Below are 25318 nucleotides of genomic sequence, written 5' to 3'. Positions count from 1 at the left end.
TTCTTTAAATTAGATGTTATACTATAACATCTAATTTTGAACCTTCGATGGACTTTGACCATGAACGCGTTAACCCTGCCCGACATCGCTGCGCAGGCTTCACGTCAAACCCTGCCCCTTGATTGGGTGGGTATGTGTGGCATCGCAACACCGGTGTTGATCGACGGCCAGCGTCTCAGTGCAATGGCCGACGCGGGTGTCAGCCTTGATGACGGTGAGGCGCGCGGCATTCACATGTCACGCTTGTACCTGGCGCTGGAGCTGCTCGAAGAGACGACGCTTTCGCCAGCGTTATTGCGCCGAATCCTGCAGCAATTTCTCGATAGCCATGAAGGTTTGTCCCATACCGCATCGCTCAGTGTGCATGCCGATCTGTTGCTCAAACGTCCGGCGTTGATCAGCCCACTGGAGGGTTGGAAACGCTATCCGGTGAGCATCGAAGCCCACTTGAAAAACGCAATGTTCCACGTGGAACTGAGCATTCAGATTCCCTATTCCTCCACCTGCCCTTGTTCGGCCGCACTTGCCCGGCAATTGATCCAACAGCAATTCGTCGACGACTTCGCTAACCAAAAACTTGAGCACGCCGAGATCCTGGCCTGGCTAGGTTCGTCAAACGGCATCGTCGCCACCCCTCATAGCCAACGCAGTACGGCGACCCTGACCCTCCGTCTGAACGCCGATGCCGACGATTTGCCGCTGCAGTCTTTCATCAACGAAGCCGAAGCAGCCCTCGGCACCGCTGTGCAGACCGCCGTCAAGCGCGCCGACGAACAGGCCTTCGCCCTAGCCAACGGCCAAAACCTGATGTTCTGCGAAGACGCCGCGCGAAGATTAAGCACGGCCCTGAGGCGGTTACCCGACATCGCTGCCCTGAATGTACGCGTCGTTCACGCCGAAAGCCTGCACGCCCATGACGCCGTGGCGCAAAGCCGCTGGACCCGGGACGCATCATGATCAACTGCCAAGCGCTGCGCTGGGGCGCCCCCGGGCAACCCCTCACGCCGCCGCTCGCGATGCAGCGACCGGCCGGCAGTCTCACCGCCATTATCGGTGCCAACGGCTCGGGAAAAAGCAGCCTGTTGAAAGTGCTCGCGGGGCTGCAAAAACCGCTCTCCGGCAAAGTCACCTTGGATGTTCCACGCCGTGGTGGAGTTTCGTTCATGCCTCAGCAGCAACATCTGGATCGGCAATTCCCCATCAGTTTGCAAGAGTTGGTGGCCGCCGGTTCCTGGGGTAATCGACACACGCCAGCCATGCGCAGGCAGTTGCTCCAGACCGTACTGGCCGACTGGGCGTTGACCGGACTCGAACATCGTCCGCTAATGGCGCTGTCTGGAGGCGAGTTGCAACGTGCCCTGCTCGCTCGCCTGAGCCTGGCCGAAGCGCCACTGCTGTTGCTCGACGAACCCCACGCCGCCCTCGACGAACAGGGCCAGGCGCTGCTGTGGAAACACCTCCATCACTGGCATGCCCTGGGCCGAACCGTCGTGGTGGTGTGCCATGATCTGGCAGCGGTCCGCCAACACATCCCCCATACACTGCTGATCAGCAACAACGGCTGCGTGCTGGGCCCTAGTGTCGACTTGATCGCTCAACAACCCCACACGTGGGTGGCCTGATGCTTGCTGCCACTCATCTCTGGCAACCGTTTCAAGAGTTTGTCTTCATGCGCAGGGCCTTGCTTGGCGGCCTGGTGCTGGCGTGCAGCACGGCGCCGTTGGGCGTGTTCCTGATTCTTCGGCGCATGAGCCTGATTGGTGACGCCGTAGCGCACGGCATTTTGCCTGGCGCCGCCCTCGGTTTCTGGTTTGCCGGGTTGAGCCTGCCCGCCTTGACCATTGGCGGCCTGGGCGCGGGCCTGAGCATGGCCGGGCTCGCCGCCTGGATTACTCGGCGAACCGGTCTAAGGGAAGACGCCAGCCTCGCCGCGATTTATCCCATTTCCCTGGCGGCCGGCGTATTGATACTCGGCATGGCCGGTAAACGCCTGGACTTGCTACACCTGCTATTCGGCTCAGCCTTGGCGGTGGACGGCCCGACGCTCACCGGCATGCTCTGGGTGTCCGGTGCCAGCCTGTTGGCGATGGCATTGATTTACCGACCCTTGCTGCTCGATACCCTGGACCCACTGTTCCTGCAAACCGTCAGTCGTCTTGGCCCGCTGGCCCATGGCGTATTCCTGACCCTGGTGGTGTTGAACCTGGTGATCGGCTTCCAGGCCATCGGTGCGCTGATGGTGGTCGGCCTGATGATGCTGCCAGCCGCCGCGTCACGATTCTGGAGCCGTCGCCTGCCACTCCTGATGCTGATCGCGGCGCTGCTCGGTTGCCTCTCGGTGTGGCTTGGTCTGTTGTTGTCCTTCTATTACTCACTGCCCAGCGGGCCGTCCATCGTGCTGGTGGCGGGCGCGTTGTACCTGCTGTCGGTGGTATTCGGTCCGGTGCACGGCTTGCTGCGCCGCCCGCCTTTGCTCACATCCCAATGAGGTGTTTCCCGATGCGCGTTCTGCTCGTGCTAATCAGTCTGATGCTGTCCATGTCCCTGTCCGCCGCTGAAAAACTCCAGGTGGTGACCAGCTTCAGCATCCTCGCCGACATGACCCGACAGGTCGGCGGTGAGCATATCCAAATCACCAACATGGTCGGGCCGGACGCCGACGCACACACCTACGAACCCACGCCAGACGACGCCAAGGCATTGCTCAAGGCAAAGCTGATCATCAAGAATGGACTGGGCTTCGAGCCATGGTTGGATCGCCTGGTGACCAGCACTGAAACCACTGCCCCGGTGATCAGCGCCAGTCGCGGCGTCATCCCGCGTTCACTGGATGAGGATGGCGAGACCATCCCCGACCCGCACGCCTGGCACAACCTGGCGAACGCCGAGCTGTATGTCAGCAACATCACCAAGGCATTGGAAGCTGCCGACCCGGCCAACAAGGCCGACTACGAACGCAACAGCCAGGCGTACCTGAAGAAAATCTATGCCCTGCTCGCCGAAGCCAAGGCCAAACTCGGTGCGTTGCCACCAGGCAATCGCAAGATCGTAACGTCCCACGATGCATTCGGTTACCTGGGCCAGGCCTATGGCATCGAGTTCATGGCACCCCAGGGTTTATCCACAGAGCGTGAGCCGTCGGCGGCAGAAGTCGCGGCGCTGATTACCCAGATCCGTCAGGCGAAGGTCAAAGCGGTGTTCATGGAAAACATCAAGGATGCGCGCCTGCTCAAGCAGATCGCCGACGAGAGCGGCGCTCACATCGGCGGCACGCTGTACTCCGATGCACTCGCGGCCAGCGGACAGGCCAGCACCTTTACTGGTCTTTTCGAATACAACCTCAATACGTTGTATGAGGCGCTGAGTCGGCCTTGATCCAGCACTTGTGGCAAGGCTTGCCCTGATAGAGCACTTGTGGGAGCAAGGCTTGCCCGCGATGAACGATAACGCGCTTGGCGATTGACCAAGTTGCCCGCATCGCGAGCAAGCTTTGCTCCCACAGATTCTCCAAACGATTACTTCATACCCGCTTCAAGCCCTCGGCTTGACCGTCCCGCAATCCTGCCCCAGCCACACCGCGCGCGTGTCGAGGCTGCCGTTCTGCTGGATGCCGGTGGCATTGAACGTGCCGTTGACCTTGGTGGTGAATTCACGATCGCTCTGGAACGTCGCAACGCCATTACCCTGGGCTTTCGGGCAACTGAAGCGAAACTTCCACTGATTGCCGGTGCGCTCGGTGATCTGCTGCTTGCAACCCGATTGCGGGTCTTGCAACGGAATGTCATTGGTTTGCACCTGCGCCGGGGTCAGGCAGACGCGAATGCCTTTACCGCCCATGGTGATGCCCTGCTTTTCCAGCATCGCCCGTTGCTCCGGGGTCATCTGGGTTTGCAACTGGCCGAGGATCAATTGCAGGTCCGGCAAGTTCTGGTTATCGACCTTCATGTTGCTGGTGGTCAGTTCCCACAAACCCGGCTGAAGCATCTGCGCCTGAGCGGCCATCGGAACCGCCAAGACAATTGCCAAGGCCACACCCAGCAGACGAACATTCATTGCATAAACTCCAGAGGACAAGTGGCCGTTAGACGCCGTCCACAGGCTTCGGTTCAGGCCCGGGACAAGCGAATTAAATAGCGACATTTGCCATGGAACATGGTCTGTTAAGCATTGAAGCTTCCGGAGCAAGGCTGCCCCATGGATTATTTCGGCCCGCATGTTTTCGGTTACCTGATCGCGCTGCTCCACACCCTGGGTTCCATCGCCGCCGTCCACGCCGTACTAACGGTGCGCACGGCCCAAGGCTCGATTGCCTGGGCCCTGTCGCTGCTGTTCATTCCCTACCTGACGTTGATTCCTTACTTGGTTTTCGGGCGCAGCACCTTTGATGGCTACATCAAGGCTCGCCGACAAGCCAACGAAGAGATGCGCAAGGCGATCTCCGAGCTGAACTGGCGGCCGTGGGTCGAAGAAGCTTTGACCGCCCGCGCGTCCCAGGCCTACGACTCGTTACGGGCCATGCCCAAGCTGGGGCGCACACCGTGCCTGGCGAACAATCAGGTGCGCTTGCTCGTCAATGGGCAGGCCACGTTCGAGGCGATCTTCCAGGCCATCGATAACGCGCGGCAGGCCGTGCTGATTCAATTTTTCATCATCCACGACGACCGCCTCGGCCTACGCCTGCAGGCACTGCTTCTGAAAAAAGCCGCCGAAGGCGTGGCGGTGTATCTGCTTTATGACCGCATTGGTAGCCACTCCCTGCCCCACCGCTACGTCCAGGCGCTGCGCGACGGTGGTGTCCATGTGAAAGCCTTCGCCACCCGCAGCGGCTGGCTCAATCGGTTCCAGGTCAACTTTCGCAACCACCGCAAGATCGTGGCGGTGGATGGCGTTCTAGGTTTCGTCGGCGGGCACAACGTGGGCGATGAATACATGAGCGAAAAGCCGCCTCTGGCGCCGTGGCGCGACACCCATGTCGAAGTCTGCGGCCCGGTGGTGGGGAGTATGCAAGAGTCGTTTGCCGAGGACTGGTTCTGGGCGGCCCGTTCGCTGCCACCGCTGATCCTGCCAGACACCTACCCGGACGACGGTGTGCTCTGCCAGTTGTTGACCAGCGGCCCGGCCGATGCCTACGAAACCTGTTCGCTGTTTTTCGTCGAGGCTATCCATGCGGCCAGCGAACGAGTCTGGATCACAACGCCTTACTTCATCCCTGACGAAGCGGTGTTCGCGGCCTTGCGCCTGGCGGTGCTGCGCGGGGTGGATGTGCGCATCCTGCTGCCCTCGCGGCCCGACCACAAGATCGTCTACGCCGCGTCCAGCCTGTATGCGTTTGAAGCAGTGCGGGCCGGCGTGCGGATGTTCCGCTATACGCCGGGTTTCCTGCATCAGAAAGTGGTGCTGATCGACCGGGAAATCAGCGCCATCGGCAGTGCGAACCTGGACAACCGTTCGTTCCGCCTGAATTTCGAAGTCATGCTGCTCACAGTGGATATCCCGTTCGCCACCGAGGTCGAGCAGATGCTTGAGCAGGACTTCGCCCAAGCGGTGGAAATCGACAAACAGGAAAGCCGGGAGACCCACCGCCTGCAGAAGATCGGCATGCGGATCGCCCGGCTTATTTCCCCGATTCTCTAAGGGATATAGATGTCGTCGCGGGTCCAGGGCAACTCATGGCTACCGTCGGCGTGGGCCTTCACCGCCAGGATCTGGTGCAGATTGATCCAGCCCTTGGCGAACGCGTAGGCACAGCCGGCCAGGTACAGACGCCAGATCCGCAACGCCTGTTCCGGCACTTCCTTCGCGGCGGCCTCGAGATTGTCCTCCAGGCGTTCACTCCAATGATCGAGCGTGCGCGCGTAATGCAGGCGCAGGCTTTCCACGTCGACGATTTCCAGCCCCGCTTCGCTGATCTCGGCAGAGATCATCGACAAGTGCGGCAGCTCACCGTTGGGGAACACGTACTTCTCAATGAATTCACCGGCGCCGCGACCGACTGGACGACCGTCGGTGTGCTTGGCGGTGATGCCATGGTTCATCACCAACCCGCCCTCACGCACTGCGCCGAATAGCGTCTTGCAGTACTGCTTGAGGTTGGCGTGGCCGACATGCTCGAACATGCCAACGCTGACCACTTTGTCGAAGCGACCGTCCTGAGGCAGGTCGCGGTAATCCAGCAACTGCAACTCGACCTGATCCTCCAGGCCCTCTGCCTTGACCCGTTCCCGAGCCAGTATCAGCTGTGCCTTGCTCAAGGTAATACCGAAGACCTTGGCACCAAACTCGCGTGCGGCGTAACGCGCCAGACCGCCCCACCCGCAACCGACATCCAGCAGATAGTCACCCGGCTGCAATCGCAGCTTGCGACACAAGTGACGGAATTTGGCTTGCTGGGCCTGTTCGAGGGTTTCGCTGCCCGTCTCGAAATAGGCACAGGAATAGGCCATGTCGCTGTCGAGCCACAGCTGATAAAACGCGTTGGACAGATCGTAGTGATAGGAGATCGCCTGGGCGTCGGTTTCCTTGTCGTGGAGCGATCGAACCGGCAGGTTGTCGGCGTCGTCCTCAATCAATGCCTGGCTCCATTCATCGCAGACACGAATGACTTCGTGGATCGATCCTTCGAGTTCCAGCTTGCCTTCGACGAATGCCGCTCCTAGCGCATTCAGGCTGGGATGGGTGAATTGCGCGACCATTTGTGGGTCCTTGACCACGATCGTGACACTGGGGTCGTCACCCAGTGAAAATTCATGGCCATCCCAGAGCCGCAGCCGAAGCGGTAGATGCAGATTCTGTAAGGCCGGTGGAAGTTGCGCGAGCATGAAAAATCCCCCCTTGTTTCAGACGTCTGAAAATGAGGGTAGACCATCATAGAAAAATAGCAGGCTATCGAATTTATAGCCTTTCTCTATCACCGTCCCAAATTCACTCCTTGTGCCGGGTACTGCCAGTATGGGTGCGCCCTCTCCAACAGAGACTGCAAGGGTGACGCACAGTTCGCCAAGGGTTATCCAACGGTTCCCTTCGCTTGGATTTTCAGGAGTGGCTCCTGGAACCGCAGCAATCGCCCTGCATTACCTAACACTAGCAGGGTACTGAGATTGTGCAGCAGCGCAGCGATCATCGCCCCTGCCGCGCCAAGCCAACCGAAGGCGGCAAAGGCGACGATTGCCAGCGTCCAGCCCAGGCCAATGATCACGTTGACCTGCAACGTGCGCCTGCATTGGCGGCTCAATCGTACGCAAGTGCCGAGGCGGCGCAAGTCGCTGCCGATCAGCACGATGTCTGCCGACGCCAGGGCGATATCTGCGCCGCCTGCGCCCATTGCAACGCCGACCACCCCGGCCTTGAGCGCCAGGGAGTCGTTGATGCCATCGCCCACCACCATGGGGCGGAACCCATGGTCGATTTCGGCCATGACCCGCTTGAGTTTGTCTTCCGGCAGGGCCTGGGCTTGCAGATCGCCGATGCCGACATCCCGGGCCAGGGTCGTGGCCACGCTCTGGCGGTCGCCGGTCAACAGCAACTGACGTCCCAGACCCAGCTCGCGCAGCTCGGCCATGGCAACCCGTGCCTCCGGCTTGACGCTGTCGGCCAGCAACAGCCAGGCGAGGAATTGCCCGTCCAGGGCCAGGCCGGCAATCGGGCCGTCGTGCTCCGGGACCGCTGACGTTTGAATGCCCAGCTGTGCAAACAACTCCGGCCGCCCGAGCGCCGCTTCGCCCCGAACAGTCATCGCGACCACCCCTAAGCCCTGGCGCTCATGGATGTCCGTCAGCGCCAGGCAGTCTTCCTGTTCCACCAGCCCTGCCAACGCACGACTGACCGGATGACTGCTGGCCGAACCGAGGCTGGCAGCCAAAGGCAGCAGCAACGATGAGGGAGCATCCTGGGCATGTTCAATGGATTGCAGGCGCAGGACGCCGTAGGTCAGGGTGCCGGTCTTGTCGACAACCAACGACGTCAGGTCCGCCAGTTCTTCCAGGAAGGCCGAGCTGCGGATCAGGATCCCGTGGCGCGCCGCCACCGCGATCCCGGCAATGGCGGTGGCCGGCGCCGACAGCACCAACGCACAAGGACAGGCGGCGACCAATACCGCCAGCATCGCTTGGGCATCGTTGGTCACGAACCAGGTCACCGCCGCCAGCAGCAACACCAGTACCAGATAACTGCCGGCGTAGCGTTCCAGGAGACGAGTGATGGGTGGCTTGGAGCGTTCGGCGTTTTGCATCAGGGCGATAACCTTGCCCAAGGTAGATTCTTCGCCGGTACGGGTCACTTCCAGGCTCAACAGGCCATCGAGGTTGATCGCGCCACCAAAGACTTCAGTGCCGACCACGGCCTCCAACGGCACCGACTCACCCGTGATAGGCGCGGTGTCGAGGCTGGCTTGGCCGGACAACACCCGACCATCGGCCGGTACCCGATCGCCCGCGCGCACCTCCACGACATCACCGGGCTGGAGCGTCGCGTTGTCGACATCGATGATCGAACCGTCGGCCTGCACCTTGCGACCTTGGCTGCGGGTCAGTTGGCCGAGGGCATGGATCGCCTCCTGGGAACCGATGACGCTGCGCTCTTCCAGCACATGCCCGAAGATCATGATGATCGGCAACAACGCCGCCGTCAGCAGATCGCCAGTGGCCCAGGCACCGAGCATCGCCAGGGCGATAAGTTGGTCGGTAATCCCGTGCAGGCTTGGATAACGCAAGCTGTACCAGGCCGAACGCATCACCGGCACTGCCACCAACAGCGAGGCGAATCCCAACAGCAGTTGGCTGACACCGCTCTGCTCCGGCGACCAACCGCGCCATACCAGGCCCAATGCGAGCAAGCCGAGGGCGAGCATCGCCAAGGTCAGTTGTCGGGCGGCGACGCGTTGTTCCGTCGAGGACAACATCGGTGCAGCACTGATTTTGGCGGTCATTGTCCAGCTCCCTGGATGATCAGGCGGGAATCATCTTTCGGATCGACCGTGGTCACTGAACCGGCCTGGCGAAGGATGGCAGGCATGCGCTCGCGATACAGGCGCAGCAGCATTTGCGGATCGCTGACTTGGGTCTTCGCCAGGCCCAGCACCGTGGCCGTGTCGGCCGAAGCCTTGGCGAGCCGTTCGCTGGCCTGGGCATGGGCGACCTGCACGGCACGGTCGGCGTCTTGGCGAGCGGCCTGGGTGAGTTTTTCCGCTTCAGTCCGGGCGTTAGCCACGGCTTTATCGGCCTGCTGGCTGGCCGTCAGCACCGCGTTGAAGGCACTCACCGCCGGCCCCGGCAAACTCGATTGCACATCGACCCGCATCACTTCGATCCCCAACCCCTGCCCCGTCGCCGCCAGGTCAGCCAGGCGTCGGTTAAGCCCCTGCACCAGATCGCCACGCAAGCGTTCGCGATGCTCGGCCGCCTGGTTGTCGCTGCCCATCAGTTCGGGGCGAGCCACCAGAATGGTGTCCAGATCCCGGGCTGCGGTCAGGGCCACGGCACTGCGGGTCGCCATCCGGTCCAGTGCCGGCAGGACATGTTCACCTTGCAAGACGAAGGAATAAGGGTCGGTGACTTTGTAGAACACCCGCACATCCAGTTGCACCACGCCGGCATCACCGGTCAATAAATAACCAGAACCAGCCAGCGCATCGCTGACCGGGGTGGCGAAGCTGGCGACACGATCGGCTTGCAGGGCCTCATCCGAACGCAGCAGATTTTCCACCCGCCGCTCAAGCACCCGATCCGCAGCGGGCAGCAAGACCACTTGTTCCACAGGGCGAGGCCACGCCAATAAAAGGCCAGCATTCTGGATGCGATCCAAGGCGCCAAAGTGCAGCACCACCGCACGATTCTGTGGATCGATCTGCCGCACGTTGGAAAACACCCAGGCCAACGCCGCCAGCACCGTGACAGCGTAAAGCGCCAAAAACGCTAGGCGCCCAGCCTGGATCCACGGGCTGGATAACTCGTTTGTTCCACGTGGAACCAAACTCATGGTTGTGTTCCACCTTTGCCTTCCACGGAACCAGGACCGTCCACCAGAACCCGGAATGGCGCCGCATCGGTGCGCAAAATCAGCTTCGTGCCTGGGCTGACGATCGTGCCCAAGGTGTCCAGCGAACGGAGCAGATTGTAAAGCTGCGGGGAGCCGGCGTATGCCCGGCCATAAATCTCGGCCGCTGCTACCCGCGACTGCGCTTCGATATCCGCGGCTTTCACCGTGGCATCAGCTTGCATGACTCGCGCATCACGCTCCGCGGCGGAGCGAATCTGCGCTGCTTCGCGCTTGCCGATGGCGGTGCGTTCGGTGGCGATGGTCTCACGCTCGGCGCGCATGCGATCCACCGTCGCCGTCAGTGTCACCGAGGGCAAGGTCAGGCGTTCGACGCCAACTTGCAACACGCGCACGCCGTAAGTGGTGAGCAACTGCTGATCGATCTGCTGACGCAGCTGAGCTTCGAAATCGGCGATGCGCACCTGGCTGGCATCGGTGTTGACCAGGTTCGCCAGGTCAAAACTGGCGGCAGTGGTTTCTAGCGCCGAGCCGACGAAGGTGCGGATCTGCCGTGCGGCTTCGTCCGGTTGGTTCTGCACCGCGCGCATGAAACGCTGCACGTTTTCCGGGTCACCCTGCACCTGCCACGCCACGTAGGCCTGGACGATGATCCGCAGCCCATCACGGGTGCCGACATCCTGCAGACCGCTGGAGGTGGTGCGTAACCGCAGGTCCACCGGGATCGCCGCCTCGAACGGTGCGGGCCAGCGCCAACCCAAGCCAGGTTGCAGCAGCACCCGCGCCGGATTGCCGAAACGGGTGATGACCGTGGCCTCCCCCGAGCGAACTTGCACCAGGCTCGCAGCCGCAACGGCAACCGCCACCAGCAACGCCGCCCAACCCATCCGTCGCCACGGGAACGGACCGGCCTGCTGCGGATCGCCATGATGGTGGTGATGATGACCATGGTGATGACCGGCATGGCCGTGATCGTGACCAGCGTGGTCGTGGTGATCGTGTGAAGAGGACTGGCTCAATGGGCAGCTCCTGGCGGGACAGGGTTACGCGGCGACGCGGGGTCTGCCGGCAGCGTGAAGGTGCGCAAGTCGATGGTCGGCGCGTTACCGTTGCCGCCCAGGCGATGGTCGAGAATCAGCAACCGGGCATTGGCGAGGCCCTGGCTCAGTTGGCCCAGGTAATGCTCCAGCACAAAAGCGTGCCCCGCCGTGGCGTAGGCTTTGCGGTCGGCATTGAAGCGCAGGTCAGCGGCCTGGGCGCTTGCGTTGATTTCCCGAGCGGTGGCCGTGGCTTGGTCATGGGCGATGCTGGCTTGCAATTGCGCCTGGTTGGTCTGTTCCGCCGCCGCGCCGCGCTCTCGGGCGATCAACGCCTGCGCGCCGATCTGCGCCGCCTGCACGCCGTGGTAAGCATTGGCCGCACCGGCCGGCGGATGAATCGCCTCCACGACCGTCGCCAGGATTTCCACACCGCTATCGAGCGATTGCAAATCAGCCTGGACGGCGCGACCGATTTCGTCGGCGAGGCTGACACGGTCCGCGCCCAGCAAACCGTCCAGCGTGCGCGACGCGAACTCATGCACCAGGATGCGGCTCGCGGTGCTGCGGATCAGCGTCGGCACATCGGCGCTGTTGTAGGTCGCCGCCAACGCCGCGGCGTCCGTCAGGCCGATGCGGTAGACAAAGCGCACGTCCATGTTGACGATCTGGAAGCTCTGCTGGTCGGCACGACGACTGGCAATGACCTGGGACTTGTCGTTCACATGGCTGGCGTCCCACAACCGATTGGCGATTGCCGGCGCCGGTCCCTCCGCCGGTTCAGCCTCGACCACTGCCCGACTCTCCGCGACGCTGGTCGCCAGTTCATGCACAACGCCATTCTCGACGTTGAGCACCCTGCCCCACGGCCAAGGCAACGCGACATGCAAGCCCGGGCCGAACACCTCCACCGGTTTGCCAAAGCGCTCATAGATGCCACGCCCCTGCAGCGGTACTTCGTGCACGCCCGTCAACAACCAGCCCACCAGCGACACCAGCGCCAACACCGGCAAAAAGGCGCGGCGCATGTAGCTGAACGCCCAGATCTGGCGCAAGTCGATGCCGAAACGGTTGTGCAGTTCGTGCTGCAAGGCCAGCAACGGTTGCGGCGGCCAGCGCAGCAGATCGGCGATGACACTACGCCCCAGCAGCGTCGGTTCCAGAGCGTCCCGGCGCGGGATGAATAACGACAACACGGCGCGCAGCAACAACTCCGCCGCCACCACGCCCGGCAACAGCCCCATCAGCACGGCCAGGCGCAGCGGCCAGATGGACGTTTCTGTGGCGAACAACAAACACAAAGCGCCGAGCACCAGCACGATGATCGTCACCCGCGTCAGCTGCGCCAGCGGCGGCGCTTCCGGCCATTCCACGGGAGATTGCTGGGCCAATTGCCGCTCGAACACCAATAGCCCGAACGCCAACAATAACGACAGCACCGCTCCCACACTGGCCGAGACACCGAGGGTGGCGGCCGGCAGTTGCAAGTTCCAGGCTTGCTCCAGGCCCAGCAATACCAGCACTGACCACCCGGCCAGCCACAACGCAGGCGCACCGATTTGCTTCAGCAGGCCGATCCCGCGAGCACCAATTCGCTCCAGCAACCGTTCATACCAGCCCAGGTTATCAACAGGCTCGTTTTCCGCCGGCAGGTTATCCACAGCCGGCAGCAGCGCCCTGCTACGCCATTGAGTGACCCACCAGGCCGATTGCACACCTGCCACCAGCACCAGCAGTCCCGCACCTTGGCTGACCAGCAGCGCCGGCCACAGGGATTGCGGCGAAAACACCCCGATAAAAAACGCCAGTACCAAGCCCACGCCCGCCACGCTTCCCAGGGCGAAAGCGATCTGCTTCAAACGACGCCCTTGAAACGACGCGCGCTGAAAACGTGGCCATTCGGCCACCTGTGCCCCCTCGACATCAAGATCGACTTGCATACCACCCCAGCACTCGTGGCGATCAAAATCCGGGCCCGTGGACAGACGCCACCGACGCTCCGTTATATGCCGTTACCTTATAACGATTCCTGTGAAATTTCCGTTTTGAATTCTTCATGACAAGGCCTGCGCCGGCCTCTTGACTTAAGCCTTGACCGAAATCTCTGGAAACGCTCATATTACGTACATAATTTTTTATCAGGCCAAGCAGGAGAACAGCGATGAGCAACTACGACGTGATCATTCTGGGCGGCGGGCCCGGCGGGTATAACGCGGCGATTCGGGCCGGGCAGCTGGGGTTGAAAGCCGCCTGTGTCGAAGGCCGAGCCACCCTGGGCGGCACCTGTCTGAACGTCGGCTGCATGCCCTCCAAGGCCCTGCTGCATGCCTCGGAGCTGTACGAAGCCGCCACGGGAACGGAATTCGCCAACCTGGGCATTGAAGTCAGCCCCACCCTCAACCTTGCGCAGATGATGAAGCAGAAGGACGAAAGCGTGGCCGGCCTGACCAAGGGCATCGAGTTTCTGTTTCGCAAGAACAAGGTCGACTGGATCAAAGGCTGGGGCCACATCGACGGCTCGGGCAAGGTGACCGTTACCGGCGACGATGGCGCCAAGACCGAACTCAGCGCCAAGGACATCGTCATCGCCACCGGCTCGGAACCCATGCCCCTGCCAGGCGTGCCCATCGATAACCAACGCATCCTCGACTCCACCGGCGCCTTGTCCCTGAGTGAGGTGCCCCGGCATCTGGTGGTGATCGGCGCTGGCGTCATCGGCCTCGAACTGGGTTCGGTCTGGCGGCGCCTGGGTGCCCAGGTGACCGTGGTCGAATACCTCGATCGCATCTGCCCGGGGGTAGATGGCGAGGCCGGCAAGACTCTGCAACGGGCCTTGAGTAAACAGGGCATCCAGTTCAAGTTGAGTTCGAAGGTCACCGGAGCCATTCCCTCGGCCGGCGGCGTGCAATTGCAGATCGAGCCGGCGGCGGGCGGCGAAGCACAGACCCTGGACGCCGATTACGTGCTGGTTGCCATCGGGCGTCGGCCTTACACGCAAGGTCTGGGGCTGGAGAACGTCGGGTTGAGCACCGACAAACGCGGCATGCTTGCCAACCAGCATCATCGCACCGAAGCACCGGGCGTCTGGGTCATCGGTGATGTGACGTCCGGACCGATGCTGGCCCACAAGGCCGAGGACGAAGCCATGGTCTGCATCGAACAGATCGCCGGCAAGGCCGCCGAGGTCAACTATGCGCTGATTCCCGGCGTCATCTACACCCGTCCGGAACTGGCCAGCGTCGGCAAGACCGAGGAGCAGCTCAAGGCCGAAGGCCGTGCCTACAAAGTCGGCAAGTTCCCCTTCACCGCCAACAGCCGGGCCAAGATCAACCATGAGACCGAAGGGTTCGCCAAGGTCCTGGCCGATGAACGCACCGATGAGATCCTTGGCGTGCACCTGGTGGGCCCGAGCGTCAGTGAGATGATCGGTGAATACTGCGTGGCCATGGAGTTCAGCGCCTCGGCCGAGGACATCGCCCTGACCTGCCACCCACACCCTACCCGCTCGGAGGCGTTGCGCCAGGCGGCCATGAATGTGGAGGGCATGGCGACGCAGATGTAGGAACGACGCAAAGCTAGGGTTAACAATTTTTGTGGCCAGAGATTGCTCCCGCCGGACCGTGCCTGTAGGAGCTGACGAGTGCAACGAGGCTGCGATCTTTCCCCAGACACTTGAATCTCAAGCGAAAGATCAAAAGATCGCAGGCTTCGCCAGCTCCTACAGAGCCGAGCCAGAGCCAAGCTATGGCCACATTTCAATTTAATTGGCAGACATCCGCGCCTTGCGCCGGCGCCGGCTGATCAGCCCCAACGCCACCGCCACTACCAGCACCACACCACCCATTTGCAGCCAAACCTTGTAAGGTCGCAGCGTCGAGCGGATCGGGTCCAGGGCCTGGGTGACGTAGCGTTTGTTCGCCTTGCTGAAGTCCGGTTCCTGGCATTGATGACCGAAATCCCCGGCCCAAACCACATACGGACCTTCCTTCACATAACGTTGATACAGCGCGCTTTGTTCCTCAAGGCTGGAGTTGTACCCCACCGCTTTGCACAGCACCGCCGCAAAGGCCTGGCTGGTATGCGGCAAATAATCCGCCGCCTGGCTCGCCAGCGCCGTGGCGACAAACCGATAGTGATAACGCATGTCCGGCTGCGCCGCGCTGGCCTGCTGGCGTTGCACTTCGCCTTCGGCCACCAGCGGCCCGACCTTCAGTTCAACCGGTTCCAGGCTGTAGTTGCCGCCCAGGCTGGCGTAATCCGGCGCCATCTCATAGCCGAGCAGCTCCATGCCCCAGTTGCGCGCCATCCAGGACGCATTGAAATAGGCCTCGGCCCGTCGGGTTGGCCACCACTTGGACTCCGCGTCCTGGCGCAATTGCCCATAGGCGCGGGCCTTGTTCTGCAGGTCCGCGTTATCGAAATATGCCGGTGCCTCATCAAAACGCCCTTCCCTCAACAACCGACGACCCAGCAGATTGCGCAGGCTCGCAGCCACCGGCAGCGGCACGTAGTTATCCCGATCCTCCTGGCTCAACGCCGGTGGTGCCGGGACTTGGGCGTCGACGTACTGCTTGAGCTCATCCACCGTGAGCACACGCTCGGCGACGGCGGCAGCGTCGTACCAATAGTTGCTCTGGCCGCGATAGAGCTGATCGAAGGCTTGCAGGTAATCGCCGCGCTGCAAGGCCAGGATCGCGCTTTCACCTTCGACACGGCACTTGGGCTGCACCGACTCGTAGTTCCAATCCGGTGTGCGCCGGTTGCCCCAGGATTCATCGTTCGGGAAAGCCTGGGCAGCCTTGGCATAAGCCGCCGCCGCGGTCACTTTGTCGCCGTCGCGCAAGGCCAGCTTGGCACGCACCCACCAGGCCAGGCCGGTGTCGGAAGCCTTTTGCACAAAAGCCTGGGCGCTGGCGTAATCGCCGTGCTGGTAACTCACCGCCGCCAAACGGTCGGCGTCGTCCAGATTGTCCCGGGCACTGGCCTGCAACAGTTTGACCAACCTTTTCTCGCCAGAGGGTTCTTCACCGTCCCACCAGCCAACGCGGCTGAGCAGGTAGGCGGTGACCAATCGCTGCACCAACTGAGTCTTGAGCAGTTCGCTCAAGCGTCCATCCGGCTGGCCGCTCAAATCACCCGCCAGTTGCAACAACGAGCTGTAGCCCACCGGGGACCCTTGCAGGTTCTGGATCGCATACAGGCCGATGGCACTGTCCCAGTCGTCCGCGGTATAGGCCACCCGGGCTTCTTCGCCAAGGCTGGCAATACCCAGTTCCAGCGGATCGCTGAAGCCGGCAATGCTCAACTCGCGGGCCTGGCGAAACGCCGCTCGCGCCTGGTCCTGCAAAACCACAGGGTCGCCGCTGCCGGCCTCGGTGCTCACGGCGAACAACGCCCGCCCGAGGGAGTACGCGGCCCAGGTGCTGCGCAACCGACGTTGGTCGGCCGGTAACGCCAGCAACTGCTGGAACGCTTCCACGGCGCGCTGATGCTCACCCACGTTGAAAGCCGCCGCGCCAATCGCATACAGGCGCAGCTCATCGGGCAGGTTGGCCGCTTCGGCTGCCACCTGGTCGACATCGGTCAGGGCCCGCAGGCGCTCCACCACCGCTTGCTGCGGCGGGGTCAGGCCGATCTGCTCGGCCTTGTTGCGTTGTTCCACGTAGGAAGGCAGGTCGTCATAGCTGTAGTCCGGGTTGCGCGTCGCCTCGGTAGCCGGCTTGAGCCCGGCAATCGCCTGGCCGAGGCGGCTGACCTCGAAGCGAAAGCTGCCTTCGGGCAATTCGGCCAGCGACTGGGCGCGGTTATCCAGCAGACGCATCGGGAAATCCGGCCCGCAGGCCAGCGCCGGGCCCAGCGGCAGACAAAGGCTCAGACACAGTAGGTGACGAGGCCACTTACGGGTAAACATTGAAACCTCCTTGGTCAATTTTCGTACAGCGCGCCCAGCCGATTGCCCGTTGGCTGCCAGCAGCCAAGCGGCCTTCCTGAATGCGGGTGAAGGTAAGCAGTCCGGGGGTTTGTTGCAACGTATAACCGGCCAGGGCATCGACGCCGTCACACGCGCCAACAGCCAGCGTCAGGCGCTGGGGCCAGGGGCTGTCGAGATTGCCCTGGTTAACCAGACGGATATCGTACAAACCACCCTGCTCTTCCCACTGCAACGCCAGGCGACTGTTCAGGTTGTCTCCCCGGGCGACGGCGCCGAGCGTGGTCAGGCTCCACGCCCGTCGGTCGCCGGCCAGCGGCAGGCGAAACCAGATCAACCCCGCGAGATGTTTCGGTGGATCGGCACGCAAATCTGCCGCAAGCCCGGCCACTTGTTGCGGATCGGCCAGCAACTCCCGCCGCTCGCCACCGCGATCGATCGGCACTTCGCTTTCCACCACAGGAACGCCACTCTCCTGGGTCAGCAGCGCCACGCCGTACGCCGGCAGGGCCAGATAAAACGGCCGCGTAGTGACGTCGCTCCAGCGTTGCGCCCAGTGCCGGGCCTGTTTCGGGTCGAACAAGCCCTGCCGTGGATCGCTCACCGCGTGGACCTGCAGCACGCTGCTGTCCACCGTTTCCAACAACCCCGGCAAGGCGGGGCTGTCGAGCCAGGCCGGTAGCGCGGTAATACTCAGCCGCACGTTGACCGGCAGGACTTGCCGCAGTTGGCCGAGGAACTTTTCATAGGCCGGCAACCGTGCGTTGCCCGCATCATGGTCGATTTCTACCCCTACCGGGGTCAGGCCTTGGGCTTGCCAATCGCCCAGCACCTGCTGGATCTGCGCGATCACCTCGTCCTGGTCCAAAGCCTTGAGCTGACCGTCCAGGCGAATCACGGCGATCAGCGGGCGGCCGTCAGCCTTGAGCAAGGCCGGATCGATCCGCGCACGGCTCCAGCCCGCCCCGGGAAAAGCCTGCAACGTCAGCACTCGCAGCGTGGAAAAATCGCCCTGGCTCTGGCGCAGCGCCGACTCGTGGGCCGGCGTCCATTGGCGTTGCCAGATATACAGCTGTTGATCCAGGGCTGGGGGTGGAGGTTGTTCGCAGCCCGCCAAAAGCAACACGGTGAGGGCCAGGGAGAGTCGGAAAAAAACAGTCATGAAACGCTATCACCCATCAAAGCCCGGCAGATTACCGCCACTCGGGTCGAAGCGAAAATGGTGCAGAGGCGATTTGATCCTGCTGTGGGAGCAAAGCTTGCTCGCGAAGCAGGCACCCCAATTCCTGGAGGACCGCGTCGCATTTATCGCGGGCAAGCCTTGCTCCCACAGAGGGCATCACTCAGGCTTGCGCGCAATAATCACCTGACTCTTGGCCACCACCGCATCCAGCGCCTGCTTGATCTGCGGGCCGCGCGGCGAATTCAACACTGCTTGCCAAGTGTCGGCCCAATGATTGAGCAATGGGTGGTCGGCGTTGCTGAAATCGACCTTGGCCTCCCAGAACAACAGCATCCACATCGACCAGTAGAAACCGTATTGGCTGTGGCTCAACACCGTAAGCCCGGCCTCGCTGACCATCGCCTTGAACTGCTCTTCGCTGATGATGCGAATGTGGTTGGGCTTGCGGAAGTACTCCGGCGCGGCGATGTCCTTTTGCAGGTCTTCGGAGCTGGGGTGCGGCACGCTCAACAGGTACAGCGCACCGGGCTGGCCGACCCGTACCAGTTCGGCAAGGAACTGCGCCGGATCGTCGACATGCTCGATGACTTCGGTGGACACCACCCGCGTGGCCGTGGCGTCGGCAATGGGCAGCGGGTTGCAGTCGGTCACGTGGCACTCGACGCCGCGCGCGGGGGTGTCGCTCAAGCGCTGGCGAGTGGCCTCGACCTTGGCCGCGTCGATGTCGGCGATGATGATCTTCGCCCCGCGCATCGCGCAATAATGCACATTGCCACCATCACCACAGCCGACATCCAGCAAGGTATCTTCAGGTGCAACTGGGAAGCCGGTGAATAGCTCGTTGGTCTGCTGGTTGAACCAGCCGCTGAGCATCGCATCCTGCAACCCGAGCATATAGGGGTCGATCTTGTCAGTCACCGGCTCGGTGGGCCCGGGCATGCCCTTGGTGAGTTTTTTTAAAAGGCTCAGCATCAATACGCTCCAGAGACGGTAAGGAAGGTGAGGCGGCAGACAGGCTTCAATCAGTTGCGCGTCAGGATTGCGTCCAACCCTGTTTGACCTGCCGATAATCGAGTGCACTCAACAACACAATCAGGGACCATCGCCATGACGACGTGCAGTTGTTCGATGTTCATGATTCGCTTGCTGCTCATGATGCATTCCCCGGTTTGCGGGCAATGATGACCTGGCTCTTGGGCATGAACCGGTCCAGCGCCTGCTTGATCGCCAAGCCGTCAGGTTGCGTCAGCAAGTCCTGCCAGAGGCTTGCCCAGCGCTCCATCAACGGTGGATACGGCGCCTGGATGCGGTCGCGCACGGCACCCTCGAGGTCCCGGCCAGCCGCGCGTTCGCTGGCCCAGAAGAAAATCATGCCCATCACCCAGAAAAATCCGCTGGCCTGGCGATGCTCGATTACCAGCCCGGCCTCCTCCACCAGCGCGGCAAATCGTTCGGCAGTGAAAATCTGCACATGGTTGGGCGCTTGAAAGTAGCCCGGCGGCGCGATGCCTTGCTGCAAATGCTCGCCCACCGATGCCGGCACGCTGAGCAAATACTGCGCCCCTGGCCGGCCCATGCGCACCAGTTCAGCCATGAATGGCGCTGGCTCATCGATATGTTCTAGCACCTCCATGCAGACGATCTTGTTTGCACAACCATCGGCCAGGGGCAGCGGCAGGCTGTTGCTGACCAGACCCAGGAACGGCGCAGCGGCCTGGGCCTCGACCTGGCGAGCCAGGTCGCGCACCTTGTCCTGTTCGCTGTCGGTAAAGATCACGGACGCGCCCTGGCGCATTGCAAACAGCGTCGCCACACCTTCGCCGCAGCCTACATCCAGCAACGTATCGTCGGCCGTGATGGCAAAGCCCTTGAGCAATTCGCCGGTTTCACTGCGAAACCAGCCATCAAGCATCGCGTCGCAGAGGCCGGCATCCCGGGGCGAAACGGCCACCGCCGGCGGTGGCGAAGGTTCCACCACTGGCCTGCGCTCAGCCAGCCATCGCCGGATCATGGCTGCGTCGCGTTCCGGCGACGCTCGGACAGTTGTTCGAAAAACGCCCGCAAACGCTGCTCGGCGTTCGCCTGGCTGCAGAATTTCTCCAGGCTGAGCACGGCGTGGGCCGACATGCGGCGGTAACGCTCGGGGTCGTTTTTGGCCACGTCATAGCTGGCGCGATAGGCCGAGCACAGCGAGTCCCAATCGGTGACATAACGCAGGGTCCGGTAAGCCGCGCGCGGGTCGTGGGGCCAGGCGGTCAGTTCCTCGGTCGAATCCACCACGAAGGCATTGTCGTGGTCGATGTAGTCGGCCATGGCCGTGTTCAGCGGCGCAATCGCCGGGCGGCCGCAGGACATGAACTCCATCAACGGCAGGCATTGCCCTTCGCCATAGGAACTGTTGACCACGTACCGGGTGGCTTCCACCAGCCGCTCGTAGTCCGCGTCCGCCAGGTAACCGTGAATCAGCACGATGCGGCAGCTGAACGGTTGATTCTTGTAGAGGTGGTGCAATATATCGTTGAGCGCATCGGTGATGTCGTGATGGGTCAACTTGAGCACTAGCGTTGCATCAAGGACGTCACGGAACGTTGCACAGAAAGCACTGATCATGTCAGTCCAATTCTTGCGCCCATCATAGGGGTTGAACACTGAGGTATAGATCACACCGTCCAGGAACAACTCGTGGTCCCGGGGCGGGCCTTCAAGCCCCAACGGTGTGCCGACCCGATGCGCTGGAGGACCGTAGGGCTGTAGGTCGATCATGCGGCTGTCGATCAACAATCCGCGTAATTGCAGGCGCAGGTGATCCACCACGGCCCTCTTGGCGAGCACCGCGCCGCGAGCGGCAAAACGATCCCATACCGGCGCCGCGATCGCGGTGATAGGGAAATCCGCCCCCATGACTTCGCGTACGGCTTTGACGGTGAAGCTGGAATGGGTAATCGCCATGCCGGTTGCGCCCAGGACCACCCGCCAATCGTGCCGGGGCTCGCCCTGCCAGCTTTCGGTAGGAATGGTGCTGAACTCCCAGGCGAACACCGCAATTGTCGGGCAGGCGTAGTGGGCGGCGGTGCGATGAGGAGGTGAAAATGACAGGAATACGCAATCTTCGTCACGCTCCAGGCAATCGGCGTACAACTGATCGACCTCTTCGTCAGGCCGAGTCACTTTGACGACCCGCCCCAACCGCGCCAGCACCGGACGAAACTCCTTGAGCACGAAGTAATAGCTGTACTCGGGTTTGCCGAGGCTTTCCAGAATGTTGCTCTGGTTGGTTTCCGAATAAATGATGATCAACATGAAGCGGTACCTGCCTGGACCGCCAGCGGCAGCCCTTCGTCACCGGCTGGCGTAGCCAGGAAATCCGCCAGGCGCTGCTGCACCGGGACGAAGCCGCAATAGCGGCGCATCCGTTCGTTGGCGGCAACGGCCATGGCCTGGTAGGCCTGTGGTTGGTGCTTGGCCATGGCGTAGCTCTGCTGGTAGGCGAGTTTCAATGAGCCCCAATCGGGCCGATGGCGCAGCGTGCGGTACAGAATGCGCGAGTCCTGAGGCCAGATAGCGGGTTCGCGGCTGGATTTGACGATAAAAGCCACCTCGGAATCGATGTAGTCACGCATCGCCGTGTGGTCGGGGGCGATTACTGGCCTCGCGCACGACATGAACTCCATCAGCGGCAGGCACAGCCCTTCGCAACGGGAGGCATTGACGTAGAAACTCGCCGCGCCATAAAGCCGGGCGAACTGCTCATGATCCAGATACCCATGCATGACCACTACCCGACAACTGAACGGCGACAGCTGGGACAGTAGCGTGAGCAAGTGGACGTAGTAGGTCGACAGATCGTTCTGGGTCATTTTCAGCACCAGCGTGGCGTCCTCGACGTCGCGCAGGGCCCAACAGAATGCGGTAATCAATTGATGCCAGTTCTTGCGCCCGTCGTCGGGGTTTAACACACTGACGTACACCACCCCGCTGACTTTTGTCTCGACCACTCGGTGGGTGTCCGGCAGGACGGCTTGGGGGTGTTCCGAGGGTGCTGGCTCTGGAGCGGCCTCGACGGCCAGCGACGGCCCCCGCAGGATCCTGCTGACCGCAACGCGAGCCGGCACCGGAATCAGGTCACGGACCGCCTCGCGATACCAGCCCAACAGGTTGTGCTTGAACAGCCACACAGGACCCTGCTCGGCCTTGCCGGTGAAGGCACGGATGAGTTCGCGCAGGTAATGGCGGGAAATGGATGCGCGCCGCCGCCAGGTCAGGGGCTGCGGCTTGGTGTCCGGGTACGGCGACTCTTCAAGGATCGGCGCGATCAAGCCGTCAGCCGACAGCCCGAGGGGTCGGCTGTCGATGATGCAACCCTTGATCCGCAAGGTCGTTCCCGGGTTGATCGGCAAGCTCGGGTGGCGCTCACGAACCGCTGCGAAACGCTCCCACAGCGGCGTGGGCAACACCAGTACCGGGAAATCCTCGCCCAAGGTCCGACGGATCGCCTCGGCCGTGTGGCTGGACAGGGTAATCACCCGGCCATGACGGGCCAACGTGCGGCTCCAGTCATGGCGCAGGTCGTCGTCCCAGTGTTCGGCCGGGATCGAATCGAACTCCCAGGCCACCACACAGACCGTCGGACATAACAGATCGACGGGAGTCTTGTAGGGAGGAGAGAACGAAAGAAACAAGCAGTCCTGACCGGCCTGCTGCAATGTTTGATAAAGCGGATCGACCTCGTCGACCGAAGACACCACATGCACCGACCCCAGGCTTTCCAGCACGGGACGATAGGCCTTGAGCACGAAGTAATAGCTGTACTCAGGGCGGCCGAGGCTCTGGCTGATGGAGTGATCGTTTACGTCCGAGTAAAGAATGAAATTCATGGCATCCCATCATGGCGCCGCCGTCCCGGCAGCCCCAACTTCATGACGGTCGAATCACGCATCGAGCCGGCCCGGAGGCCGCCACGCGTCGTTCATCTCACTACCCGTCTCGTTCTTGTTTTTTTAGGGTCCCGCCCCTGGGCTCATCTCGAAGATCGAAACCAGGGACACTGTGACGAGCGGCATTCTAAACACATCCACCAAGGGTTCGTGAACCGCCCGGCGAGAATAAACCCGCTATAAATATGAGAACTGACCGGTCACGGTTTGCGCTGTTGAAATTGCGTCGAAATTGGCACAAATTGACAACCAAACAACTACAACAAACGCTTCTCAGGACGAGATTTGAGTGATTTTTCCCCGATCTTACGGAAATTTCCCACTCAGTTCGCAACAGAGGAAGCAACCGTCAAGGAGGCTGGTACTTGAAAAAACGTCTGTTCGTTACGGGCCTCAGCGGTTTCGTTGGACGTCACATCAAATCTCGACTGAACGGTCATGATTCGGCGTGGCAGGTGATGCCTGTCGCTGCCCGCTACGACCTGACGGATCCCAAGACCCTCGAAGGCCTCTGGCCCGAGATTCCCGACGCCGTGGTCCACCTGGCGGGCCAGACGTTTGTCCCTGAAGCCTTCCGCGATCCGGCGCGCACCCTGCACATCAACCTGCTGGGCACCTTGAACCTGCTCCAGGCCCTCAAGGCCCGGGGTTTCACCGGGACGTTCCTGTACGTCAGCTCCGGTGATGTCTATGGCCAGGTCAGCGAAGACCAACTGCCGATTACCGAACTGCAACTGCCCTCCCCGCGCAACCCGTATGCGGTGAGCAAGCTGTCGGCCGAACTGCTGAGCCTGCAATGGGGCATGAGCGAAGGCTGGCCGGTGCTGGTGGCCCGCCCGTTCAATCATATCGGTCCCGGGCAGAAGGACAGCTTTGTCATTGCCAGCGCCGCCCGGCAAATCAGCCGGATCAAGCTGGGCCTGCAACCGGCCCGGCTGCAAGTGGGTGATATCGACGTAACCCGCGACTTCCTCGATGTCAGCGATGTGATTTCGGCCTACCTGGCCCTGCTGGACAAAGGCGTCCCGGGGCAGGTCTACAACATCTGCTCGGGCCGCGAGCAGAGCATTCGCAGCCTGATCGAACAACTGGGCGATATCGCCCAGGTCGACGTGCAACTGATCCAGGACCCTGCGCGTCTTCGCCGCGCAGAACAGCGTCGCGTCTGTGGTAGCCCAGCCAAGCTACGACAGGCCACCGGATGGACGCCTGAAACAACAACACAACAATCCTTGCGGGCGATCCTGTCCGACTGGGAGATACGGGTACAACAAGAATGAAAAGTGCATTGATCACAGGGATCACCGGTCAAGACGGCGCGTATCTGGCCAAGTTGCTGCTCGACAAGGGTTACAAGGTCCACGGCCTGGTGGCGCGACGAAGCAGCGACTCGCGCTGGCGGCTGCGAGAGATGGGCATCGAACAGGACATCGTTTACCTTGACGGTGACATGGCCGATGCCTGCTCGGTGCAACGGGCCGTGATCAAGTCGACGCCGGACGAGGTGTACAACCTGGCCGCGCAAAGTTTCGTCGCGGCCTCCTGGGACCAACCCGTGACCACCGGCATTGTCGATGGACTGGGGGTCACCCACCTGCTCGAAGCCATTCGCCAGTTCAGCGTGCATACGCGCTTCTACCAGGCGTCCACCAGTGAAATGTTCGGCCTGATCCAGGCCGAACAGCAGGACGAGCACACGCCGTTTTACCCACGCAGCCCCTATGGCGTGGCGAAACTGTACGGTCACTGGATCACCGTCAACTACCGGGAAAGCTTCGGCCTGCATGCCAGCAGCGGCATCCTGTTCAACCACGAATCACCACTGCGTGGCATCGAGTTCGTCACCCGCAAGGTCACCGACGCTGCAGCACGCATCAAGCAGGGCAAGCAGCAGGAATTGCGCCTGGGCAATATCGACGCCAAGCGCGACTGGGGCTTTGCCGGCGATTACGTCGAGGCCATGTGGCTGATGTTGCAACAGGACACTCCCGACGATTACGTAGTGGCCACGGGCGTCACCACCACTGTGCGCGAGATGTGCAGGATTGCCTTCGAACACGTGGGCCTGGACTACCGTGACTTCGTCAAGGTCGACCCGGCGTTTTTCCGCCCGGCCGAAGTCGAAGTGCTACTCGGCAACCCGGCCAAGGCACAACGCGTCCTGGGCTGGAAGCCCAGGACCGACCTCGACACCCTGATCCGCCTGATGATGGATGCGGACATGAAACGCGTCGCCAAGGAGTAG

The 25318-nt window shown here is 61.9% G+C and carries 20 protein-coding genes; 8 read left to right on the top strand and 12 right to left on the bottom strand.

The window, feature by feature from the left end; all coding sequences use genetic code 11:
* Positions 1–60 precede the first annotated feature (60 nt).
* From folE2 to ASC85_RS11055, 4 genes are read left to right on the top strand one after another with little or no spacing between them, the layout of a single operon-like run.
* Positions 61–957 carry a GTP cyclohydrolase FolE2 gene (gene folE2, locus ASC85_RS11070; protein ID WP_046063335.1) on the top strand — a complete coding sequence of 299 codons (897 nt, stop codon included), beginning with the start codon at positions 61–63 and terminating at the stop codon, positions 955–957.
* Entirely contained in the window at positions 954–1622 is a 669-nt protein-coding gene (locus ASC85_RS11065) for a metal ABC transporter ATP-binding protein (RefSeq protein ID WP_057449349.1), read from the top strand. Before folE2 ends, ASC85_RS11065 begins: the two co-directional genes overlap by 4 nt.
* A complete protein-coding gene (locus tag ASC85_RS11060; protein WP_003207012.1) occupies positions 1622–2488 on the top strand; it encodes a metal ABC transporter permease in 867 nt (288 codons plus the stop codon). Before ASC85_RS11065 ends, ASC85_RS11060 begins: the two co-directional genes overlap by 1 nt.
* 11 nt (positions 2489–2499) lie before the next feature.
* The gene (locus ASC85_RS11055) at positions 2500–3375 is read left to right on the top strand and encodes a metal ABC transporter substrate-binding protein (protein ID WP_046063337.1); all 876 of its coding nucleotides are present in this window, start codon (positions 2500–2502) and stop codon (positions 3373–3375) included.
* Positions 3376–3531: 156 nt separating this feature from the next.
* Here the strand turns inward: ASC85_RS11055 and ASC85_RS11050 are convergent, their stop codons facing one another.
* On the bottom strand, positions 3532–4053 hold the full coding sequence (locus ASC85_RS11050) for a DUF3617 domain-containing protein (protein WP_057449348.1): 522 nt from the start codon (positions 4051–4053) through the stop codon (positions 3532–3534).
* A 141-nt stretch (positions 4054–4194) separates the two neighbouring features.
* Between ASC85_RS11050 and cls the strand changes: the two genes are divergently transcribed.
* The gene (cls, locus tag ASC85_RS11045) at positions 4195–5634 is read left to right on the top strand and encodes a cardiolipin synthase (protein ID WP_046063339.1); all 1440 of its coding nucleotides are present in this window, start codon (positions 4195–4197) and stop codon (positions 5632–5634) included.
* Here the strand turns inward: cls and cfaB are convergent.
* The 5 genes from cfaB to ASC85_RS11020 form a co-directional block, all read right to left on the bottom strand.
* The gene (cfaB, locus tag ASC85_RS11040; RefSeq protein WP_046063340.1) at positions 5631–6818 is read right to left on the bottom strand and encodes a C17 cyclopropane fatty acid synthase CfaB; all 1188 of its coding nucleotides are present in this window, start codon (positions 6816–6818) and stop codon (positions 5631–5633) included. The two genes, cls and cfaB, sit on opposite strands and share 4 nt — an antisense overlap.
* Before the next feature lie 185 nt (positions 6819–7003).
* Positions 7004–8923 carry a heavy metal translocating P-type ATPase gene (locus ASC85_RS11035; protein WP_046063341.1) on the bottom strand — a complete coding sequence of 640 codons (1920 nt, stop codon included), beginning with the start codon at positions 8921–8923 and terminating at the stop codon, positions 7004–7006.
* Positions 8920–9972, bottom strand: coding sequence for a protease modulator HflK (gene hflK / locus ASC85_RS11030; protein WP_057449347.1), 1053 nt, complete (start codon positions 9970–9972; stop codon positions 8920–8922). Before hflK ends, ASC85_RS11035 begins: the two co-directional genes overlap by 4 nt.
* On the bottom strand, positions 9969–11009 hold the full coding sequence (gene hflC, locus ASC85_RS11025) for a protease modulator HflC (protein ID WP_057449346.1): 1041 nt from the start codon (positions 11007–11009) through the stop codon (positions 9969–9971). The genes hflK and hflC overlap by 4 nt, the downstream gene beginning before the upstream one ends.
* Positions 11006–12967 carry a protease modulator HflK gene (locus tag ASC85_RS11020; protein WP_057449345.1) on the bottom strand — a complete coding sequence of 654 codons (1962 nt, stop codon included), beginning with the start codon at positions 12965–12967 and terminating at the stop codon, positions 11006–11008. The genes hflC and ASC85_RS11020 overlap by 4 nt, the downstream gene beginning before the upstream one ends.
* Before the next feature lie 221 nt (positions 12968–13188).
* Between ASC85_RS11020 and lpdA the strand changes: the two genes are divergently transcribed.
* Complete coding sequence (lpdA, locus tag ASC85_RS11015; RefSeq protein ID WP_057449344.1) at positions 13189–14589, top strand: dihydrolipoyl dehydrogenase; 1401 nt, start codon at positions 13189–13191, stop codon at positions 14587–14589.
* A 198-nt stretch (positions 14590–14787) separates the two neighbouring features.
* Here the strand turns inward: lpdA and ASC85_RS11010 are convergent, their stop codons facing one another.
* The 6 genes from ASC85_RS11010 to ASC85_RS10985 all read right to left on the bottom strand — a co-directional run bounded on the left by ASC85_RS11010 (position 14788) and on the right by ASC85_RS10985 (position 23013).
* Positions 14788–16938, bottom strand: coding sequence for a hypothetical protein (locus ASC85_RS11010; protein ID WP_057449343.1), 2151 nt, complete (start codon positions 16936–16938; stop codon positions 14788–14790).
* On the bottom strand, positions 16925–18118 hold the full coding sequence (locus tag ASC85_RS11005) for a DUF3142 domain-containing protein (protein ID WP_057449342.1): 1194 nt from the start codon (positions 18116–18118) through the stop codon (positions 16925–16927). Before ASC85_RS11005 ends, ASC85_RS11010 begins: the two co-directional genes overlap by 14 nt.
* Positions 18119–18295: 177 nt before the next feature.
* The gene (locus tag ASC85_RS11000; RefSeq protein WP_057449341.1) at positions 18296–19111 is read right to left on the bottom strand and encodes a class I SAM-dependent methyltransferase; all 816 of its coding nucleotides are present in this window, start codon (positions 19109–19111) and stop codon (positions 18296–18298) included.
* A gap of 178 nt (positions 19112–19289) precedes the next feature.
* A complete protein-coding gene (locus tag ASC85_RS10995) occupies positions 19290–20150 on the bottom strand; it encodes a class I SAM-dependent methyltransferase (protein WP_057449340.1) in 861 nt (286 codons plus the stop codon).
* The gene (locus tag ASC85_RS10990; RefSeq protein WP_057449339.1) at positions 20147–21439 is read right to left on the bottom strand and encodes a glycosyltransferase; all 1293 of its coding nucleotides are present in this window, start codon (positions 21437–21439) and stop codon (positions 20147–20149) included. The genes ASC85_RS10995 and ASC85_RS10990 overlap by 4 nt, the downstream gene beginning before the upstream one ends.
* A complete protein-coding gene (locus ASC85_RS10985) occupies positions 21433–23013 on the bottom strand; it encodes a glycosyltransferase (protein WP_057449338.1) in 1581 nt (526 codons plus the stop codon). The genes ASC85_RS10990 and ASC85_RS10985 overlap by 7 nt, the downstream gene beginning before the upstream one ends.
* 425 nt (positions 23014–23438) lie before the next feature.
* On the opposite strand from ASC85_RS10985, the gene ASC85_RS10980 reads away from it, so the two are divergent.
* Together ASC85_RS10980 and gmd are read left to right on the top strand one after the other, a co-directional pair.
* Positions 23439–24353 (top strand): GDP-mannose 4,6-dehydratase, encoded by a 915-nt coding sequence (locus ASC85_RS10980; protein ID WP_057449337.1) that lies wholly within the window; start codon positions 23439–23441, stop codon positions 24351–24353.
* The gene (gmd, locus tag ASC85_RS10975; protein WP_057449336.1) at positions 24350–25318 is read left to right on the top strand and encodes a GDP-mannose 4,6-dehydratase; all 969 of its coding nucleotides are present in this window, start codon (positions 24350–24352) and stop codon (positions 25316–25318) included. Before ASC85_RS10980 ends, gmd begins: the two co-directional genes overlap by 4 nt.

Source organism: Pseudomonas sp. Root401 (genome assembly GCF_001425105.1).
In the GTDB taxonomy this organism is placed as follows: Bacteria; Pseudomonadota; Gammaproteobacteria; order Pseudomonadales; family Pseudomonadaceae; genus Aquipseudomonas; species Aquipseudomonas brassicacearum.
This window is presented reverse-complemented; position numbering and strand designations above follow the sequence as displayed.